21 protein-coding genes are annotated in these 19,592 nt (G+C 67.1%); 12 read left to right on the plus strand and 9 right to left on the minus strand.

The genetic code is table 11. The annotated features are described in order from the left end of the window. Positions 1-47: 47 nt before the first annotated feature. The 4 genes from ACSFBL_RS06650 to egtB form a co-directional block, all read right to left on the minus strand. Entirely contained in the window at positions 48-788 is a 741-nt protein-coding gene (locus ACSFBL_RS06650; protein ID WP_435514949.1) for a 2OG-Fe dioxygenase family protein, read from the minus strand. Further along, complete coding sequence (locus ACSFBL_RS06655; protein ID WP_435514950.1) at positions 785-1,066, minus strand: DUF427 domain-containing protein; 282 nt, start codon at positions 1,064-1,066, stop codon at positions 785-787. The genes ACSFBL_RS06650 and ACSFBL_RS06655 overlap by 4 nt, the downstream gene beginning before the upstream one ends. A gap of 149 nt (positions 1,067-1,215) precedes the next feature. Continuing rightward, positions 1,216-2,190 (minus strand): L-histidine N(alpha)-methyltransferase, encoded by a 975-nt coding sequence (gene egtD, locus ACSFBL_RS06660; RefSeq protein WP_435514951.1) that lies wholly within the window; start codon positions 2,188-2,190, stop codon positions 1,216-1,218. Beyond that, complete coding sequence (egtB, locus tag ACSFBL_RS06665) at positions 2,190-3,437, minus strand: ergothioneine biosynthesis protein EgtB (protein WP_435514952.1); 1,248 nt, start codon at positions 3,435-3,437, stop codon at positions 2,190-2,192. The genes egtD and egtB overlap by 1 nt, the downstream gene beginning before the upstream one ends. A 174-nt stretch (positions 3,438-3,611) precedes the next feature. On the opposite strand from egtB, the gene ACSFBL_RS06670 reads away from it, so the two are divergent. Together ACSFBL_RS06670 and ACSFBL_RS06675 are read left to right on the plus strand one after the other, a co-directional pair. Beyond that, positions 3,612-4,949 (plus strand): NAD(P)/FAD-dependent oxidoreductase, encoded by a 1,338-nt coding sequence (locus ACSFBL_RS06670; protein WP_435514953.1) that lies wholly within the window; start codon positions 3,612-3,614, stop codon positions 4,947-4,949. After that, positions 4,946-5,344 carry a lysozyme inhibitor LprI family protein gene (locus tag ACSFBL_RS06675; RefSeq protein WP_435514954.1) on the plus strand — a complete coding sequence of 133 codons (399 nt, stop codon included), beginning with the start codon at positions 4,946-4,948 and terminating at the stop codon, positions 5,342-5,344. Before ACSFBL_RS06670 ends, ACSFBL_RS06675 begins: the two co-directional genes overlap by 4 nt. Before the next feature lie 4 nt (positions 5,345-5,348). On the opposite strand, the gene ACSFBL_RS06680 is transcribed toward ACSFBL_RS06675, so the two are convergent. After that, positions 5,349-7,709 (minus strand): cytochrome P450/oxidoreductase, encoded by a 2,361-nt coding sequence (locus tag ACSFBL_RS06680; RefSeq protein WP_435514955.1) that lies wholly within the window; start codon positions 7,707-7,709, stop codon positions 5,349-5,351. Positions 7,710-7,719: 10 nt separating this feature from the next. Further along, a complete protein-coding gene (locus ACSFBL_RS06685; RefSeq protein WP_435514956.1) occupies positions 7,720-8,697 on the minus strand; it encodes a Bug family tripartite tricarboxylate transporter substrate binding protein in 978 nt (325 codons plus the stop codon). Between the two features lie 102 nt (positions 8,698-8,799). On the opposite strand from ACSFBL_RS06685, the gene ACSFBL_RS06690 reads away from it, so the two are divergent. After that, a complete protein-coding gene (locus ACSFBL_RS06690; RefSeq protein ID WP_435514957.1) occupies positions 8,800-9,642 on the plus strand; it encodes an IclR family transcriptional regulator in 843 nt (280 codons plus the stop codon). A gap of 27 nt (positions 9,643-9,669) precedes the next feature. Here the strand turns inward: ACSFBL_RS06690 and ACSFBL_RS06695 are convergent, their stop codons facing one another. Continuing rightward, positions 9,670-11,361: a long-chain fatty acid--CoA ligase gene (locus ACSFBL_RS06695; RefSeq protein ID WP_435514958.1), complete on the minus strand. Its 1,692-nt coding sequence runs from the start codon at positions 11,359-11,361 to the stop codon at positions 9,670-9,672. A 187-nt stretch (positions 11,362-11,548) separates the two neighbouring features. Here ACSFBL_RS06695 and ACSFBL_RS06700 point away from each other — a divergent pair, with 187 nt between their 5' ends. From ACSFBL_RS06700 to ACSFBL_RS06735, 8 genes are all read left to right on the plus strand, one after another. After that, on the plus strand, positions 11,549-11,989 hold the full coding sequence (locus tag ACSFBL_RS06700) for an OsmC family protein (RefSeq protein WP_435514959.1): 441 nt from the start codon (positions 11,549-11,551) through the stop codon (positions 11,987-11,989). A 55-nt stretch (positions 11,990-12,044) separates the two neighbouring features. Then, on the plus strand, positions 12,045-13,010 hold the full coding sequence (locus ACSFBL_RS06705; RefSeq protein WP_435514960.1) for a Bug family tripartite tricarboxylate transporter substrate binding protein: 966 nt from the start codon (positions 12,045-12,047) through the stop codon (positions 13,008-13,010). Positions 13,011-13,073: 63 nt separating this feature from the next. Further along, the gene (locus tag ACSFBL_RS06710; RefSeq protein WP_435514961.1) at positions 13,074-13,865 is read left to right on the plus strand and encodes a transporter substrate-binding domain-containing protein; all 792 of its coding nucleotides are present in this window, start codon (positions 13,074-13,076) and stop codon (positions 13,863-13,865) included. A 9-nt stretch (positions 13,866-13,874) separates the two neighbouring features. Next, positions 13,875-14,537, plus strand: a complete 663-nt coding sequence (locus ACSFBL_RS06715) for an amino acid ABC transporter permease (protein WP_435514962.1) — start codon at positions 13,875-13,877, stop codon at positions 14,535-14,537. Positions 14,538-14,544: 7 nt separating this feature from the next. Then, positions 14,545-15,195 carry an amino acid ABC transporter permease gene (locus ACSFBL_RS06720; protein ID WP_435514963.1) on the plus strand — a complete coding sequence of 217 codons (651 nt, stop codon included), beginning with the start codon at positions 14,545-14,547 and terminating at the stop codon, positions 15,193-15,195. After that, positions 15,182-15,970, plus strand: coding sequence for an amino acid ABC transporter ATP-binding protein (locus tag ACSFBL_RS06725; protein WP_435514964.1), 789 nt, complete (start codon positions 15,182-15,184; stop codon positions 15,968-15,970). Before ACSFBL_RS06720 ends, ACSFBL_RS06725 begins: the two co-directional genes overlap by 14 nt. Before the next feature lie 49 nt (positions 15,971-16,019). Further along, positions 16,020-16,598, plus strand: a complete 579-nt coding sequence (locus ACSFBL_RS06730; protein ID WP_435514965.1) for a YceB family lipoprotein — start codon at positions 16,020-16,022, stop codon at positions 16,596-16,598. Further along, entirely contained in the window at positions 16,595-17,581 is a 987-nt protein-coding gene (locus ACSFBL_RS06735) for a glycerophosphodiester phosphodiesterase (protein ID WP_435514966.1), read from the plus strand. Before ACSFBL_RS06730 ends, ACSFBL_RS06735 begins: the two co-directional genes overlap by 4 nt. Before the next feature lie 15 nt (positions 17,582-17,596). On the opposite strand, the gene ACSFBL_RS06740 is transcribed toward ACSFBL_RS06735, so the two are convergent. Beyond that, positions 17,597-18,055, minus strand: coding sequence for a Cd(II)/Pb(II)-responsive transcriptional regulator (locus ACSFBL_RS06740; RefSeq protein ID WP_435514967.1), 459 nt, complete (start codon positions 18,053-18,055; stop codon positions 17,597-17,599). 101 nt (positions 18,056-18,156) lie between these two features. Between ACSFBL_RS06740 and ACSFBL_RS06745 the strand changes: the two genes are divergently transcribed. Next, positions 18,157-19,188, plus strand: a complete 1,032-nt coding sequence (locus tag ACSFBL_RS06745; protein WP_435514968.1) for a P1 family peptidase — start codon at positions 18,157-18,159, stop codon at positions 19,186-19,188. Here ACSFBL_RS06745 and ACSFBL_RS06750 read toward each other — a convergent pair. Further along, a complete protein-coding gene (locus tag ACSFBL_RS06750) occupies positions 19,166-19,396 on the minus strand; it encodes a hypothetical protein (RefSeq protein WP_435514969.1) in 231 nt (76 codons plus the stop codon). The two genes, ACSFBL_RS06745 and ACSFBL_RS06750, sit on opposite strands and share 23 nt — an antisense overlap. Between the last annotated feature and the right edge of the window lie 196 nt (positions 19,397-19,592).

Genomic DNA, 19,592 nt, shown 5'->3' on the forward strand with positions numbered 1-19,592 from the left:
AAGCCAAGGGCGGCGGCTGTAGGACGTCTACCGCCGCCGTGGGGACCTCAATCGCCCTGGAAACCGCCCGCGCGGCAGGTCACGACCAGTGTGTCGCGCCAGCCCGGCTCGCCTTCGATCAGCGGCTGGATCGGCGTGGATTCATGGATCACGCGCGCATCGTCGAGCAGCAGCAAGGTCCACGGCTCGGTCATCGTGAAGCGCTCTCCACGTCGTCCACTGGCTTCGAACACGCGCGTCTCGCCGCCCTTGATGTTGTGGCGTCCGACCAGCGCGACGGCCACGAGATCGACACCGTCACGGTGCGCGCCCTCCGGCGTCGGGCGGCCGATGCCGTCGGTGGTGTCGATGCGGAACTGGTGCGCCTCGACGTACCACCGTTGCGTGCCGCGCAGTCCGCTCGTCACTTCGCCCAGGCCGCTCATGAGCCGCTGCCAGACCGGCTGCGCGACCGTCGCCGGCTCCATGGGCGCGAACCATCGCTGCATGCCGCCGTGCAGCGCGTTGTATTCCACCGGCTGCCAGTGCGCGCGGTGCGGCACCTGCTCGACGACGGCATCGTCCACCGTGAAGCAGGCATGGCGCCGCGTGCGATAGCGGCCACCGTCCTTCAGGTATTCGTCGGCCGGAAGATGGGCCCAATCGACGTGCAGCGCATCGAGTTCGGCCAGCGGTGCGCCGAGCCAGTCGGCCACGCCCTGCGGGCTCAGAACGGCATAGCCATCCTGGCGCAATGTGGAAACGAGACGATCGGGGGGCGTGAAAGGCGGGCTGAACGCCGCGCTCACTCCGCCACCTTCACGCCCTTCCAGAAGGCCACACGGTCCTTGACCATCTCCGCTTCCGGCTTCGGGTCGGCGTAGTACCACGCCGCGTCGGTGTTGAGTTCGCCATCGACCAGCAGCGAGAAATAGCTCGCGGTACCCTTCCAGGCGCAGGTGGTCTTGTGGTTGCTGAAGGTCACATGGTCGCGGTTGAGCGAATCCATCGGGAAGTAGTGATTGCCTTCGACGAGCACGGTGTCGTCGCTTTCGGCGATGGTGGCGCCGTTCCAGGTTGCTTTCATTTCATGACTCCATGGCAACACGCCATGGAACCAACCGTAGCACATTCTCTTCAAGCGAACACCGCGGAACCGGCTTTGCCGGGCCGCCGGTGTTGCCCCCGGCAGGGGGTAGGCGAAGCGACACGAAGTGCGCGCAGCCTGGGGGCGAGCTAAGCCCTTAACCAGTGCACGCTGAAGAGTCGCTCCGGGTCCGTCCAGACTGCTGCGGGCCGAAAGCCCGCCTTGGTCGCAAGCGCGCGCAATCCTTCGACGGTGAACTTGTGAGAGTTCTCGGTGTGGATCGTCTCGCCTTCCTCGAAGTCGAAACGCTGGCCGTCGAGCGTCACGGCCTGCGCGCGGCGACTCACCAGGTGCATCTCGATGCGGCGCATCGGCGAGTTGTAGAAGGCCGCATGCGTGAACCCGTCGAGATCGAAGTCGGTGTCGAGCTCCGCATTGGCGCGTCGCAGCAGATTCAGATTGAAGGCCGCCGTCACGCCCTGCGCATCGTTGTACGCCGCATGCAGCACGGCGGGATCCTTGACGAGGTCGACGCCCACCAGCAGGCCCCCGCCGCGCAGCAGCCGATGTGCAAGCTGCAGGAAGGCCAGCGCCTCGTCGGGACTGAAGTTGCCCAGCGTGGAGCCCGGAAAGAACCCCACGCGCTGGCCCGCGCCCTTGTCTCTCGCCGGCAGCACGAGCGGCATCGTGTAGTCGGCCACCACCGGCTGCACGACGAGCCGCGGATAGTCCGCCCGCAGCCGCGCCGCCGCCGCCTCGAGGTGCTCGCCCGAGATGTCGATCGGCACGTAGCGTTTCGGCGATTCGAGCGCATCGAGCAGCAGCCGCACCTTGGTGAGCGAGCCGGCGCCGAATTCGACGATCTCCGCGTTCGGCCCGATCTGCGCCGCGATCTCGTCCGCGCATTCGGTGAGGATGCGGACCTCGGTGCGCGTCGGGTAGTACTCGGGCAGTTCGCAGATGCGATCGAACAGCGTCGAGCCCGCGACGTCGTAGAAGAACTTCGGCGAGATGCTTCGCGCGCCCAGGCTCAGGCCCGCGAACAGTTCGCGCGCGAAGTCGGAAAGCGGCGCCGCCCGTTGTGCAGCCCGGAATGCGTGGAGATTGAATGCAGGATTGCCCATCAGACGTCCTTCGCGAGCCGCAGACCCGAGAACTGCCAGCGCGCTGCCGGCGGAAAGAAATTGCGATAGCTCGGCCGTGTGTGCCCTTCGGGCGTCGCGACGCTGCCGCCGCGCAGCACGAGCTGGCCGACCATGAACTTGCCGTTGTATTCCGCAGCAATGCCCGCGAGCGGACGGAAGCCGGGGTAGGGGTCATAGGAGGAGCGGGTCCACTGCCAGACGTGGCCGCTCATCTGCGTCATGCCCGGCGCATCGTGTGCAGCCTCCCATTCGAATTCCGTCGGCAGGCGCGCATCGGCCCATTCGGCGTACGCGGCGGCCTCGTAGAAGCTCAACTGCGACACAGGTGCGCTCGCTTCGAGCGGTCGCACGCCATGCAGGCCGAAAACCTGCCAGCCGGCCGTCGCGCCCTGGTGGGCAAGACGCAGGTCGTCCGGTGCGAGCCAGTAGGCCGGGCAACGCCAGCCCTGCGCCTGCACGGCCGCCCAGCCGTCCGACAGCCACAGCTCGGGTCGTTGGTATCCGCCGTCGGCAATGAACTGCGCGTAGTCGCCGCAATTCACCAGCCGGTCCGCGATGGCGAACGGCTGCAGCAAGGTCGCATGGCGCGGCGTCTCGTTGTCGAACGCGAAGCCCCCGCCGCCGTGGCCGACCTCCACCACGCCACCTGCGTGTGATACCCAGCGCATCGCCGGCGCCACCGATGCGAGCCGCAGCGTCGGCGCCGTCGGCGCGCGGTACGCGGGCAGCAAGGGGTTGCAGGACAACGCGTGCAGAATGTCGGTAAGGATCAGTTCCTGATGCTGCTGCTCGTGGTTCAGGCCCAGTGTCACGATGCCTTCGATCGCAACCCAATCGGCCTCGCGTGCGGCGACCAGAAGGGTATCGACCGCCTCGTCCACATGGCGGCGGTACTCGAGGACTTCGTCAAGCGACGGCCGCGTCAGCAGCCCGCGCTGCGGCCGTGGATGGCGCGGACCCAGCGCCTCGTAGTAGGAGTTGAAGAGATAGTGAAAACGCGGGTCGAAGACGCGATAGCCATCCGCATGCAACTGCAGCAGCACCGTCTCGAAGAACCACGTGGTGTGCGCGAGATGCCACTTCGTGGGACTGGCGTCGGGCATGGACTGGATGCACTGGTCCTCGGCAGACAACGGAGCCGCCAACGCCAGGCTGTGCGCGCGCACTGCTCTGAAACGTTCGCGCAAGTCGTCCGCCGCAGGCAAGGCCGGCCGGATGAGGTTCATGGGATCTCCAGTTGGAACGAACGATTTTTTAGCCCATGCACACAAGCAGACGGCGTAGGACAAGGGCGCGCACCGGGTACGCCGGATGCGGGGGCCGCCTCGCCTGCGCAGCGAAACGCGACACTTTGGCACAAGTCGGCGGCGCGTGCCATGGCCCTGCGTATCATGCGGCGAATGACCCAAACAGGCCGCCCCCACATCGTCATCGTCGGCTGCGGCTTCGGCGGACTCGAGGCGGCGCGCAAGCTCCAGCGGGCGGAAGTCGACATCACCGTGGTCGACAAGACCAACCATCACCTCTTCCAGCCTCTCCTCTATCAGGTCGCCACCGCCGGCCTGGCGGCCCCGTCGATCGCGGCGCCGGTGCGGCTGCTGTTCCGGCGGCAACCGAATGTCACGACGCTGCTGGGCGAGGTCACGCAGATCGACCCGGCCGGGCGCGAAGTGCATCTGGCCGACGGCACCCGCCTCACCTGGGACCACCTGATCCTCGCTGCCGGCGCGACGCACAGCTATTTCGGCCACGACGAGTGGGCGCGGATGGCGCCCGGCCTGAAGACGCTGGCCGATGCCTTCGAGATCCGCCGGCGCGTGCTCATGAGTTTCGAGGCGGCGGAAGTCGAAGCCGACCCGGCGCGGCGGCGTGCCCTGCTGACCTTCGCGGTGATCGGCGCCGGCCCCACAGGGGTCGAGATGGCAGGCACGCTGGCCGAGATCGCGCGCCACACGCTCGAAGGCGAATTCCGCCACATCGACCCGGGCAGCGCCGAGGTGCTGCTGATCGAAGGCGGCCCGCGCGTGCTGCAGGCCATGCCCGAGTCGCTCAGCCAGCGCGCCCAGGACCAGTTGCAGAAACTCGGCGTGCAGGTGCGCCTCAACGCCCGGGTCACATCCATCGACGCCACCGGCCTGCATGTCGAATCGCCCTTCAGCGATGGCGGCGCCGGCATGGGCAGCCATCGCATCGAGTGCAATTGCGTGATCTGGGCGGCGGGGGTGGCCGCATCCCCGCTGGGGCGCCTGCTGGCTTCGTCGATCGGTGTCGAGATCGACCGCGCCGGTCGCGTCAAGGTCTTGCCCGACCTCAGCCTGCCGGGTCATCCTGACATCAGCGTCGTGGGCGACCTCGCGGCGGCCCTGAGCCACCGGCCCGGCAAGGAGCCCAAGCCGGTGCCCGGCGTGTCGCCCGGTGCCAAGCAGATGGGGCGCGCGGCCGCGACCAACATCCTTCGCCGCATCGCCGGCCAGCCGACCGAGCCTTTCCGCTACCGCGACTACGGTAACCTGGCCACCATCGGCCGCAACTCGGCCGTGGTCGACCTGGGCACACCCTTCGGCCCGCTGCGCTTCTCGGGACGCACGGCGTGGCTCTTCTGGCTGTTCGCGCACGCCTACTTCCTGATCGGTTTCCGCAACCGCATCGTGGTGCTGATGGATTGGGCGAGCGCGTACTGGAGTTTTCAGCGACACGCGCGCGTGGTCGCGGATGTCAGGGGACGAGGCGAATCATGAAGAAGCCGCAGTTCTGCATCGCCGCCCTCGTCGTGCTTGCGTCGAACGCGGCCTTTGCACAGGCGGACGCGTGCAAGGCGCCGAAGACCACCGTCGAGATCAATGACTGCGCCCAGCAGACGCTGGCGCGCAAGGACAAGGAACTCAACGCCGCCTACCAGGCGCTGGTGAAGTCGCTCGCCGGCACCGACAAGTCCGACGCCACCGACTACGAAGGCACGAAGAAGCTGCTCCTGCAGGCGCAGCGCGCGTGGGTCCAGTTCCGGGACAACGACTGCAACGCCAAGTACACCTTCTACGCCGGCGGCACCATCCGCGACATCACAGCGTTGACCTGCAAGATCGAGCACACCGAGCAGCGCACGAAGGAACTCAAGGACTGGATCAAGGGCTGAGGCGTCACAGTTCGAGAACCAGCCGGCCACTGCCTGCGCACGCGCGCGAGCAGCACGTCATCATCTTCGCGTCGGCCTCACGTTCGGCGCGCGTGAGCACGACGTCGCGATGGTCGACCTTGCCGGCCAGCACGCGGACTTCGCAGGAGCCGCAAAGGCCCTCCTCGCAATCGCTCTGCACATCGATGTTGGCTGCGCGCAGGGCGCTCAGCACGGTCTGGTCGGCCGGCACGTGCACGACGATGCCGGAGTCCTTCAGTTCGACATCGAAGGCATGTTCGCGCGAAGGGTCCAGGGTTCGCAGGGTCGACTCGAAATGCTCGACGTGCAGCGAATCGTCGGGCCAGGCGGCGCAATGCGCCTCCAGCGCCGACAGCATGCGCATCGGCCCGCAGGCGTAGATCTGCGTGCCGGGTTCGGGTGTGGCGAGAAGGGCTGCGATGTCATTGCGCCGGCCTTCGTCACCCGCGTAGACGACCAACCGCTCGCCGTGCGTTGCGGCCAGTTCATCGAGCATCGCCATGCTCGCGCGCGAGCGCCCGCTGTAGTGCAGCGCGTAGTCGATGCCCAACGCCTTCGCGCGCTGCGCCATCGCACTCACCGGCGTGATGCCGATGCCCCCGGCAATGAAGATCACCTTCTTCACCGACTCGTCGAGATGGAAGTGATTGCGCGGCCCGCGGATCTTGAGTTTGTCGCCGGCCTTCACCTTCGCATGCACCCAGGCCGAGCCGCCGCGGCCATCGGCCTCATGCAGGACCGCGATCTCCAGCGCGTTCGCATCGTCGGGGTCGCCGCACAGCGAATACTGCCGCGACAGTTCCGGATGACCGCATTCGATGTCGATGTGCGAGCCCGGCGTCCAGCGCGGCATCGGCCGTCCGTCCGGCGCGACGAGGCGCAGCTTGACGATGCCGTCCGCCACCCGCGTGACGCTCTCGACCACCACGGGCCGGGTGATCGCGCCCTTCGACGGCTCCCCGATGCGCACCGGCACCGGAACTTGCGGATGACGCAGCGCGGGCTGCACGCGTTCGGGGTTGTTCGCCGGATCCCATTCGACCCAGAGATGCTCGGGGCCACGGAACGAGGTGTTCGGCACATACGAGAACTCCTGCGCCGCGATGCGCATGTGCGGCAGCCGTCGTGTGAACTCCTCCAGGAACATTTGCATCTCCATGCGCGCCAGGTTCTTGCCCATGCACTGGTGCGAGCCGTAGCCGAAGGTGAGATGGTCGCTCGCGTTGTCGCGCCGGATGTCGAACAGGTCCGCGTCCGCGAAGTGGGCCTGGTCGTGGTTGGCCGACGAAGTGACGATCAGCAGCTTCGAGCCGGCCGGCAGGTCGACGCCGCCCACCTGCGCATCGGCCGTGACGATGCGGCGCCATGCCGCCACGGACCCGTTGTGCCGCAGGCATTCCTCGACCGCGTTGGGGATCAGGCTCGGGTCTTCGCAGATGTCGCGCCACACGTCGGGATGCTGCAGCAGCAGCTTCATCGCGTTGGCGGTGGCGTTGGCCGTGGTCTCGTGGGCCGCGACGATGCCGGCCATCATCATCGAGTGGAGGTAGGAATCGGTGACGACGTCGGGCAGCTCGCGCTGCTTGCGAAGCCCATATTGCATCCAGCCGCCCCCCTCCGGGTTCTGGCGCATCTTGTCGAGCACCTTGCCCGCGAACTGCCAGAAGTTGCCGACCGCATGCGCCACCGCCACCTGCTCTTCCGGCTTCGGTCGGCCCCAGGTGTTGACCGTGTGCGCGATCGAATATTTGCGCAGCGTGTCCATGTCCTCCTCGGGCACGCCGAGGAAATGCAGCGCCACGGTGAGCGGAACCTCCCACAGCATCTGGTCGACGAGGTCCGCGCGGCCGTCGTCGATGAAGCGATCGACGTACTCGCGCGCCAGCTGCCGCACCATCGGCTCGTGGTGCTTCAGTTCCTCGGGTGTGAACGGGTCCATCAGCGCGCGGCGCCGTGGCATGTGCGCGGGCTCGTCTTCGTTGACCAGCGTGCGGTTCAGTGCAAAGCCGTAGGACGCGAGCACCGCGTTTGCCTCGTCGCCGGTCGGCGTGATCTTCTCCAGCGCGATGGACGGGCTGAAGGTGATGTTGTCCCGGAAGATGGCCTTGATGTCGTCGTAGCGCGTGACTACCCAGTAACCGAGCTTCGGACTCCAGAAGATCGGCTCCTTCTCGCGCGCCCACCGGACGTACTCGGGCGGGTCCTGCTGGTAGCCGTCCTCGAAGGGATCGAAGTCGGCGGCGTGCTGGCTGACCGGGCAGCCGGTCGGGGTTCGCTCGCCGGACAGCGCACCGTGCGCCACGGGGCAACCGGTCGTTCGACGCGGGACTTCGACACCGTTCATGGCCCGCTCCTCAGTCCAGCGAGATGTTCAGGTCGCGGATGAGCTTCTGCCACTTGGTGGTCTCGCCCTTCAGCAACTCCGCGAACTGCGCCGGCGTGTTGCCGACCGGCTCCACACCGAAGTCGACCAGCCGCTTGCTGACCGCAGGATCGTGAATGGCCGCAACGACCTGCTTGTTGATCGCGGCGATCGTCGCCGGGGGCGTGCCCGCGGGCACCACCATGCCGACGAGTGCCGCGGCCTCGACGTTCTTGTAGCCGAGTTCGGCAAAGGTCGGCACGTCCGGCAGTTGAGGCAGCCGGGTCGCGTTGGCCACCGCCAGCGCCTTGACCTTGCCGCCCTTGATGAAGGCGGCGCCCGCGGCCAGGTCGACCATCATGGCCGGGATCTGGCCCCCGGCCACATCGGCCAGGGCTGGGGCGGCACCGCGGTACGGCGCGTGGACCATCTGGATGCCGGCTTCCGACTTCAGCAGTTCCATCGCGAGGTGGTGCGGGCTGCCAGCGCCGGCCGAGCCGTAGTTCAAGCCGCCGGCCTTGGCCTTCGCCTGGGCGATGAAATCCTTGGCGTCCTTCACCTCGATGCCGGGACCGACGACCAGGATCATCGGAAAGCGCCCCATCAGCGTGACGGGCGCGAGGTCCTTGGTGGGGCTGTAGCTCAGCGACTTGTAGAGCACCGGATTGAAAACCAGCGTGCCGTTGTCGGCCGACAGCACCGTGTAGCCGTCCGCCGCGGCCCGCGCGACTTCGGCGGCACCGAGCGCCGTGTTGCCGCCGGGCTTGTTGTCGACCAGGACCGGCTGCCCCACCTGCGTCGACCAGGTCTGACCGATGGTGCGCGCGAGGAAGTCGGAGCCGCCACCGGCTGCGTAGGGAACGACCCATCGGATCGGCTTGGCGGGGTATGTCGACGGTGCTTGCTGGGCAAGTGCGGGCAGATGCAGGACGGGCAACGCCAGCAGCGTCGCGACAAGAAGCTTCTTCATCGGGTCGATCCTTACGAGTGGTTTTGCGTAATTGTTATACGCTATGCGTAATCGAAATACCGGGTTTCTACCACCCCACCCCGCTGAGTAGGATCAAGCGCCATGAGAAAAACCCGGAAGCCCGACGCCGTCATCGACACCGCCGCCCCGCGTGTGCTGGAGCGCCGGCAGCGCGTGCAGTCCGCCGAAACCGGCATGGCCGTGCTGAAGGCCTTGTCGGGCATGGGCGGGAGCGCCGGCCTATCCGCGCTGGCTGCGCAAGTGGGTGAAAGCCCGGCCAAGGTGCATCGCTACCTGGCGAGCCTGATCCAAGAGGGCCTGGTCGACCAGGACACGAGTTCCCAGCGCTACTTCCTCGGTCCGGAACTGATCCAGATCGGGCTGACGGCCATGCGGCAGGCCGAGCCGATCCGCCTTGCCGAACCGGCGCTGGTCCGGTTGCGGGAGAGTCTGGAGATCACCTGCTTCGTCGCCGTCATGGGCAACAAGGGGCCGACCATCATGCGGTTCGAGGAGCCGGGCTTGCCCGTGACGGTCAACGTGCGCGCCGGCTCGGTGATGTCGCTGGTCTGGTCGGCGACCGGGCGCGTCTTCCTCGGGCTGCTTGATGAGGCGCGGGTGCGGACCCTGGCGGAAGAGGAACTGGCGGCCGCGACACCCGACATGCTCGCGTTGCTCCCGATGCCGAATCCGATCGACAAGCTGCAAGCAGAAATTCGCGCGGAGGGATGCGCTGTCGTCAAGGACGTCTATCTGCGCGGCATCAGCGCCGTGGCGGCGCCGGTGTTCGACTTCACGGGCCGCGTGTGTGCGGTGATCACCGCGCTCGGCGCCAGCGGTGGCTTTGATCCTTCGGCGGATGGCCCGATCGCGGCAGCCGTTCGGCGCGAAGCGCTGGCGACCAGCACAAAGCTCGGCTATGCGGGCCCGCGACCGGAAGGCTGACGACGCGAGGCGCTCGCGCCGTTCGGGTCAATCCTTGCTCTCCGCCTCCTGCAGCAATCGCCACATCACCTTCCCACTCCCACTCTTCGGCAGCGCATCGACGAACTGCACCGCGCGCGGGATCTTGTAGACCGCCATGTTCTCGCGGCACCAGTCGATGATCTGCTGCTCGGTCGTGTCCTTGTGCGTCGCGCGGAGCACGACCACGGCCTTGACCGATTCGCCGCGATAGGCGTCCTTCATCGCGATCACGCAGGCTTCCTGGATCGCGGGGTGGCGGAACATCAGAAGCTCGACCTCGGCCGGCCAGACCTTGAAGCCGCTCGCATTGATCATGCGCTTCAGGCGGTCGGTCATGAAGAAGTAGCCGTCCTCGTCCATGCGGCCCATGTCGCCCGAGCGGAAGAAGCGCTTGCCCTCGAACTCGACGAAGGCGGCCGCCGTGGCGTCGGGACGCTTCCAGTAGCCCTGGAAGACTTCGGGGCCGTGGATGATGATCTCGCCCGATTCGCCGATGGGCATTTCCTGCAGCGTGTCCGGGTCGACCACGCGCGCGTCGGTGCTCATGTAGGGGATGCCCAGACACTGCTGCTTGGGGTTCTCGAACGGGTTCGCGTGCGAGGGCGCGGCCGTTTCGGTGAGGCCGTAGCCCTCCTGGTACTTCAGCCCGAACTGCTCCAGCAGCCGCTGCGCGACGGCCTGCGGCATCGCCGCGCCGCCACCGCCGATGTAGACGAGGCTGCTAAGGTCGTAGTTCGCGAAGTTCGGGCTGGCCATCAGGTCGATGACCATGGTCGGGATGTTGGTCCAGCTCGTGACCTTGCGGCGCGAGATCAGGCGGCCGGCGACATCGCGGTCCCAGCGCGGCATGATGACCAGCGTGCCGGCCATGTTGATGGTGGTGTGCATCATGCTCACCACGCCGGTGATGTGGAACATCGGCACCACCGCCAGCACCACCGCCTCCGATGACCCGAGGCCCCAGAGCTGGCCCGCGAAGGCGTTGTGCATCAGGCTCGAATGATTGTGGATGCAGCCCTTGGGCAGGCCGGTGGTACCGCTGGTGTAGGGCAGCAGGGCCATGTCGTTGGCGCCGACCACGTGCTCGGGCGCGGCATGGCCGGCGTTCAATGCGTCAGTCCATGTCATGACCGCGCCGCCTTCGAGTGCGGGCAGCGGATGGCGCGTCAGCAGCCATTCACGCCAGGCCGCGGCAGGCGCCTCGTCGCCGGTCACTGCGGCATCGAAGGTGTCGGTGAACTGCGTGACGATCATGTGCGCGAGGCGGGCGTCCGGATCGAGCGCGTTGCTGGCCTTGGCGAGTTCGGCGGCCAGGTCACCGGTGGTGATCGCGACCTTCGCGTCCGGGTCGGTGATGTAGTGCTTCAGCTCTTCCGCGCGGTTCATCGGGTTGACCGGCACGACCACCGCATTGGCGCGCAGGATCGCGAAATGCGCGATCACGAGCTGCGGACAGTTCTGCATGTCTAGCAGCACGCGGTCGCCGCGCTTCACGCCCAGCGCATGCAGTGTGCCGGCGAGGCGCTCCGCCTGCGCGGCGAATTCGCGGTAGGTGATTTCGCTGCCGAAGAAGACGAGCGCAGCCTTGTCGGGAAAGCGGGCCGCGGCGGTGGCGAGGTTGTGCCACAGGGAGGTGGCGGGAACGGTGATCGAACGGGGCAGGCGCTGCGGCCAGAATTTGTAGTGCGGGCGATCCATACAGTCTCCAAACAGCGTGAGAGCCTACGACGCCCGGCGACGCATCTGCATCGGGGAAGCCCCGAAGACGTCACATGCGTGACTCGCCGCCCGCGCATGCTCGCCTTGCACCAAAGGCCGACAGACGCCGGCCGCGATATGCCGTACAACGCGAGATTCGGTTCAATCCACCCACCAAGGAGATCTCATGGCTGCAGACAAGCACGCAAGCGTTCACTGGGAAGGCGCCGGCAAGACCGGCAAGGGACAGATCAGCACGGAGACCGGTGCGCTAAAGGACTATCCGTACGGCTTCGCGAGCCGCTTCGAGGACGACAAGCGCGGCACCAACCCTGAAGAGATCCTAGGCGCGGCGCATGCCGGCTGCCTGACGATGGCCTTCGCCTTCGCGCTCGAAGGTGCCGGCCTGACCGCGACCTCGATCGACACCAAGGCCGCCGTGCGTCTTGCCAAGGACGGCCCGGGCTTCAAGATCGACCGCATCCAGCTCGAACTCGAAGCCAGCGTCCCCGGCCTCGACGAGGCGAAGTTCCAGGAGCTTGCTGCGGGCGCGAAGGCGGGTTGCCCGCTGTCGAAGGCGCTTGCGAGCGTGCCGGAGATTACGTTGAAGGCGACGCTCAAGAGCTGAAAACCGCGTCGAAGGGGCGCTGTTTATGATCCCTCGCTCAACGAGGAGACAAGACATGAACATCGCCCGCAAAGGCATCGTCGCGGCCCTGTGGATGGCGGCTTCGGCCGTCGCCATGGCCGCGTTTCCCGACAAGCCGATCAAGATCGTCATCGGCTTTCCGGCCGGCGGGCCGCTCGACCAGCATGCGCGTCTGCTCACCGACAAGCTGCAGGCCGTGCTCGGCCAGCCGGTCATCGTCGACTACAAGCCTGGCGCAGGCGGCTCGGTCGGCGCCGAAGCGGTCGCGAAAAGCGCGCCGGACGGCTACACGCTCATGCTCGCCAACACCGGTGTCGCGGTGATCAACGTCGCGCTTTACAACAAGCTGCCCTACAACACGCTGAAGGACTTCACGCCGATCGCACGCACGGCCATGCAGCCGCTCGCGCTGCTGGTGACGCCGAAGCTGCCGGTCACCGACCTCAGGCAGTTCATCGACTACGTCCGCGCCCGGCCGGGACAGATCAACTACGGCTCGGCGGGCAATGGCGGCATCAGTCATCTCGTGCCGGAGATGTTCAAGAGCGCGACCGGCATCTTCATGGTCCACATTCCCTATCGCGGCAGTGCGCCGGCCTTCACCGACCTGATGGGCGGACAGGTGCAGTTCATGGCCGAGTCGATCCCGCAGGCGGCCAACTACCACAAGCAAGGCAAGGTGCGGGCGGTGGCGGTGACGAGCGCCGCGCGCAATGCGGCCCTGCCCGATGTACCGACGGTGATCGAGGCCGGCGTCAAGGGATTCGAGGTGGTCGGCTTCTACGGCTTCCTCGCGCCGGCCGGTACGCCGAAGGACGTGGTGGCAAAGCTGAGCGACACCTTCAAGCAGGTTCTGAGTAGCCCTGAGGTGCGCGACCGGATGGTGAGCCAGGGGGCGGACCCGGCCTTCCTCGGTGCCGAGGATTTCTCGAAGTTCCTCGTCGCCGAGACCCCGCGCTGGGAAAAGGCGGTGAAGGCTTCCGGCGCCAGGATGGACTGATCCGGCACAGCTCTTGCGTACGGTCGGCGGATGCATTCCACCGACCTTCCCAGGAGCCAAGCCATGAAGATTTCCAAGCGTCAGTTTGCGTCGATCATCGCCGCAGCCGCGCTGTTCAGCGTCGGTGCCGCGCACGCCCAGAACGCGCTCGACAACATCCTCAAGGCCAAGACGATCAAGATCGCCGTGCCGACCGACTACCCGCCCTACGGCTCGGTCGACAAGAACATGACGCCGCAGGGCCTCGACGTCGAGATGGCCCAGCTCATCGCGAGCAAGCTGGGCGTCAAGGTCGAGCTGGTGCCGGTGACCAGCGCCAACCGCATCCCCTACCTGCAGACGCGCAAGGCGGACCTCGTGATCTCCACCCTCGGCAAGAACGCCGAGCGCGAGAAGGTGATCGACTTTTCGTCGGCCTACGCGCCCTTCTTCCAGGCGGTCTACGCCGCCAAGGCCCTCAACATCAAGAGCTTTGCCGACATGGGCGGCAAGAGCGTGGCGGTGACGCGCGGCGCGATGGAAGACCAGGAACTCGCCAAGGTCGCGCCTTCCAACGTCGACTACAAGCGCTTCGAGGACAACAACGCGACCATCGCGGCCTTCGTCGCGGGCCAGACGCAGACCATCGCCACCAGCGCGGCCGTCGCCGGCGACATGATGCAGAAGAACCCGCAGCTCGGCGCCGAATACAAGCTGCTGCTGAAGGACAGCCCCTGCTTCATCGGCATCGCCAAGGGCGAGGATGCGCTGAAGACCAAGGTCAACGACATCATTGCCGGCGCCAAGAAGGATGGCACGCTCGACACGATGGCGAAGAAGTGGCTGGGCCGCCCGGCGGGCGACCTCCCGGTCTGACCGGTTCCCATGGGCATCGAATTCGACTTCGGCGCCGTCCTCGGCCAATGGCCCCTTCTGCTGAAGGGCGTGCTCTGGACGCTGGGCCTCACGGCCATCGCGACCGCCATCGGCATGGTGGTGGGCGTGGCCTGCGCCTGGGCCCGTGCGAGCGGGCCGACGTGGCTGCGATGGGTGGTGGGCAGCTACGTGGAGCTGATACGCAACACGCCCTTCATCGTGCAGCTCTTCTTCATCTTCTTCGGGCTGCCCGCGGCGGGCTTCAAGCTGTCGCCGGAGGTGGCTTCGGTGATCGCGATGGTGATGAACCTCGGCGCCTACGCGACGGAGATCATCCGCGCCGGCATCGAGGCCACGCCGCGCGGGCAGATCGAGGCCGCGGTGAGCCTGGCGCTCAACAAGGTGCAGGTGTTCATGCGCGTGATCCTTCCACCCGCGATGAAGAAGGTGTGGCCCGCCATGGTGAGCCAGATCATCATCGTGATGCTCGGCTCGGCCGTGTGCAGCCAGATATCGACCGAGGAACTGAGCTACGCTGCGAACCTGATCCAGAGCCGCAACTTCCGCGCGTTCGAGGCCTTCATCATCGCGACGGTGATCTACCTTGCGCTGTCGGTGGGTGCACGCCGCCTGCTCAACTGGGCGGGGCCCAGGTACTTCTTCGGACGCTGAGGCGCGCATGACCGACTTCTCCCTCTGGGACATCCTGCGCAACCTGCTGCTGGCGTTGCGATGGACCGTCGTGCTCTCGCTGATCGCCTTCGTCGGCGGCGGCGTGGTGGGTGGCCTGCTGCTTTTCCTGCGTCTGTCGGGCGGCCGCGTCGCGGACCGGCTGATCGGCCTCTACGTGCAGGTCTTCCAGGGCACGCCCTTGCTGATGCAACTCTTCCTGGCCTACTTCGGCATCGCGCTCTTCGGCGTCGACGTCTCGGCATGGACCGCCGCCTCGGTGGCACTCACTCTCTACACCAGCGCCTTCCTCACCGAGATCTGGCGCGGTTGCGTGGCCTCGATACCCAAGGGCCAATGGGAAGCTTCCGGGAGCCTGGCGCTCAGCTTCGGCGAGCAGATGCGGCACGTGATCCTGCCGCAGGCGCTTCGCATCGCCGTCGCGCCGACGGTGGGCTTCCTGGTGCAGGTCATCAAGGGGACGGCGCTGGCCTCGGTCATCGGCTTCGTCGAACTCACCAAGGCGGGCAGCATGATCTCGAACGCGACCTTCAAGCCCTTCGTCGTGTTCAGCTGCGTCGCCCTGCTCTATTTCGTGCTGTGCTTCCCCGTGAGCCTGTACGCCAAGAACCTCGAGAGGAAGATCCATGGCGCTCGCTGAAGCCACCGTCTCCGTTCCACCCGTCGCGAAATCGTCGGCCGCGCCGATCGTGCGCATCACCGCGTTGCGCAAGTCCTACGGCAGCAACGAAGTGCTCAAGGGTATCGACCTCGAAGTGAAGCGCGGCGAGGTGATCGCGATCATCGGCAAGAGCGGCTCGGGCAAGAGCACGCTGCTACGCTGCATCAACGGGCTCGAAGTCTTCCAGGAAGGCTCCCTCACCGTCGACGGCAAGCCGCTGCTGCACGAGAGCGCGATGGCAATGCGCGAACTGCGCCAGCACGTGGGCATGATCTTCCAGAGCTTCAACCTGTTTCCGCATCTCACGGTCGGGCGCAACGTGATGCTGGCGCCCACGCTGGTGAAGAAGCGCAGCAGCATCGAGGCCGCATCGCAGGCGCGCAAACTGCTCACGCGCGTGGGGCTGGCCGAGAAGTTCGATGCCATGCCCGACCAGCTCTCCGGCGGCCAGCAACAGCGCGTGGCGATCGCCCGCGCGCTCGCGATGGAACCCGCGGTGTTGCTGTGCGATGAGATCACCTCCGCGCTCGACCCCGAACTGGTGGGCGAAGTGCTTCGCGTTGTCGAGTCACTCGCCGACGAAGGCATGACGCTGCTGATGGTCACGCACGAGATGAGCTTCGCGCGCAAGGTGAGCGACCGCGTGATCTTCATGCACCAGGGGCGCGTGCACGAGATGGGGCCGCCGGCCGAGCTTTTCGGCAATCCGCAGACGGCGGAACTGAAACAGTTCCTTTCGTCCCTGCACGACTGAGTCGCCCGCGCGCAGGGGAACCCTCCGGCTGTGGCAAGCTCGGAGCGGTATGCAAAGCCGCTCCAACCTTCGTTCCCGTCGATCGCTACTGCGTGCGCTGCTGGGCGCCGGCGCGCTTGCGGCGCCCTTCGCAGCGCTGGCAGGCTTCAACTTCTTCACCAGCGAGTACACCGCCAGCCGCGAAGAACTGCAGGCGCAGCTCGCCAAGCGCTTCCCGGTGCAGAAGCGCTATGCGGACATCTTCTCCATCGGACTGCGCGATCCGCAGTTGGGACTGGACGCGCGGAGCAACCGTGCGGCGATCACCGCCACGGTGTCGATCTCGAGTCCCCTGCTGCAGCCCCAGACGGTGGAAGGCATCGTCTCGGTCAGCAGCGCGCTCAAGTACGACGCGCCGGCGCGGGCGCTGCGGCTCGATCGTCCGCAGGCGGAACGGCTCGAACTGCAGGGCGTCACGGGGCGCGATGCGGAGCGACTGCAGCAGATCGGGGCGGTCGTGGCGCAAGAGCTCCTGCGAGACCAGGCCCTGCGGACGTTCACGGCGGAAGAACTGACGGTCGGCCGCAAGACCTACGAGATCGGCGCAATCACGGTCCAGGACAACGGCATCACGGTAGAACTCAAATGAGCGCGGCTCACCTCCGGACTTGCCTGCTTGTCGCGGTGCTCGCGGGCTGCACCACTTCCCCCAGCCGCGACGCCAAGCCGACGATCGACCTCCAGGCGCATCGCGGGGGGCGGGCGCTGGCGCCGGAGAACACGTTGAACGCGTTCTCGAAGGCCATCGGGCTTGGGGTCACGACGCTGGAGCTCGACATCGGGCTGACGGCTGACGACGTGGTGGTCATCTCGCATGACATGGTGCTGAATCCCGATCACACGCGTGACGCGCGCGGTGCCTTTCTTGCGGCGAAGGGGCCGGCGATACGCGCGCTGCCTCTCTCGCAGCTGCAGGGCTACGACGTCGGCCGCATCGATCCTGCGACCAACTACGGGAAGGCTTTTCCGAAGCAGTTGCTCAAGGATGGCGAGCGCATTCCGACGCTGGCTGCGTTGTTCGTGCAGACGCGGGTACTGGGCGCGGACCAGGTGCGGTTCAACATCGAGACCAAGCTGGAGCCTTCGCGGCCCGATGAAACCGCCTCGCCCGAACAGATGGTGCGCGCGCTGCTGGCCGAGATCGACAAGGCCGGCATGGCGCAGCGGGTGACCATCCAGAGCTTCGACTGGCGGTCTTTCTCGCTGGTCGGCCAATCGGCGCCGCAGATGCCGCGCGCCTACCTCACGAGCGCCCGCACTTTGAAGGACAGCAGTTGGACCCTGGGCCTTCGCGTCGAGGATTTCGGCTCGGCGCCCCGGCTCGTGAAGGCGGCGGTGGGCGACAGCAAGGGGCCGGTGATCTGGTCGCCCGCCTTCAACGATCTCACGCCTGCACTGGTCAAGGAAGCACAGGCGCTGGGCTTCCGCGTGCTGCCGTGGACGGTGAACGATCGCGCCGACATGGCACGCCTGATGGACTGGGGCGTGGACGGCCTCATCACGGACGATCCGGCGATCCTGCGCGACGTGATGTCCGAGCGCGGCGTCCCGCTGCCCGCGCGCGGCCGCTGAGCCGGCGCGGCGCCCTCAGACGTGGCGTGCCGCCCGCGTGGGGCGTGAACCTGCGATGGGCTGCCGGTCGGCCCGCGCATGCAGGGTTTCGATGATGTGGCACTGCGCGTCGGTGCCGTCGCAGCAGTCGCGCAGTGCGATCAGGTCCTTTTCGAGCGAGCGCAGTTCGCGCAGCCGCTCGCGCACGTGGCCCAGGTGCGAATCGAGCGCCACGCAGGCCGCGTCGCAGTCGGCCTTGCTGCGGAGGTCGAGCGCCATCAGGGTCCGCACTTCGTCGAGGGACATGTCCATCGCCCGGCACAGGCGGATGAAGCGCAGACGGTGCACGTCGGCGTCGCTGTAGATGCGGTAGCTGTTGTCGCTGCGCGCCTGCGGCGCGATGAGGCCTTCCTTCTCGTAGTAGCGGATGTTGGCGGCGCTCACGCCGCTGCGGGCGGCGGCGTCGCCGATGCGGTAGCCCTGTTCGATGGCCATGGATGGATCTTCAAGTGACTTCAAGGTCGGGCAATGGTGACACCGCGGCGCCGCATGCGCAACGAAGGTCCGCGATGCCCTGACCCCGCCATAATCATTCGATGCCCGATCAGCCCCTTTTCGCCCATGCGCCGGCAGGCGCCATCACCGACGTCGCCGGCATCGAAGTCGGCCACTACAGCGACGCCCGCCGGCCCACCGGCTGCACAGTGATCCTCGCGCGCGAGGGCGCGGTCGCGGGCGTGGATGTGCGCGGCGCCGCCCCCGGAACACGCGAGACCGACCTGCTCGCGCCGGGCAACTTCGTCCAGCAGGTGCACGCCGTGATGCTCTCGGGCGGCAGTGCCTGGGGCCTGGCCGCGGCCGATGGCGCGATGCGCTGGCTGGAGGAACGCGGCATCGGCCTCGATGCCCGGTACGGCACGATCCCCATCGTTCCGGCCGCCGTGCTGTTCGACCTGCCCGTCGGCGACGCCCGCATCCGACCGGACGCCGCCGCAGGCTACGCGGCCTGCGAAGCCGCCTCGAACGCCGCGCCGGCCGAGGGCAACGTCGGGGCCGGCAGCGGCGCCTTGGTGGGCAAGCTCTTCGGCGTGCACCGGGCGATGAAGGGCGGCATCGGCACCGCGTCGGTCACCGTCAACGGTGTGACCGTCGGCGCGCTGATCGCCTGCAATGCGCTGGGCGACGTCATCGACCCCGACACCGCACAGGTCGTTGCCGGTGCCCGCACCGAAGACGGTCGTGCGTTGCTCGACACCCGTCGCGCCCTGCTTCGCGGCCAGCTGCCCAAACCGTTATTGGCGGGAACCAATACGACGCTGGGCGTGGTCGCCACCGACGCCGTGCTCACCAAGGTCCAGGCCAACCGCCTGGCGAGCGTCGCGCACGACGGACTCGCGCGCGCCATCAACCCGGTTCACACGATGAGCGACGGCGACACCCTCTTCGCGCTGGCGACGGGTCGCGTGCCGCTCGAAGGCGACGCGCCGGGCATGACGGTCCTGAGCACGATGGCGGCCGAAGTCGTGGCCATTGCCACCTTGCGTGCGGTTCGCGCGGCGCGGTCGGTCCGCATCGGCGAGAGCTACTTCCCCTGCGCCGCGGACCTCAGCCCCGTCCGTCAGGCATAGCCCGTTGGTCCCAGCGGGCAGCCACCATCGCGGCGAGGGCGACCACCGCAAGCAGCAGCAAGGTGCCGAAGCCTGCATACAGCAGCAGGTCCAGCGGCGAGATGATCGAGAACAGGTGACGGCCTGCGATGAGCAGCAGCGTCGCGAGGGACAGCAGCGCCAGGAAGATCTTTCCGAGAAACGCCAGTCGGGTCTTGAAGTTCGTCATGATCGGCAAGAGGGGCGAAGGTCAGGCGAGGAAATGGCCGAGGCCGCGTTTGCGCTATTGGGCGCGCGGCGAGGGTGATCTTCAATAACCGGGCGGGTGTATTGACGACCGCGCAAAGCCTTGCTAGGGCAGCGGCCCCAGTGCGTCTCGCAAGCGCTTTGTAACGAGGGGCGCCGCAAAGGCACTGAAAATGCCG

This window comes from Variovorax glacialis (assembly GCF_051216375.1).
GTDB lineage: Bacteria > Pseudomonadota > Gammaproteobacteria > Burkholderiales > Burkholderiaceae_C > Variovorax.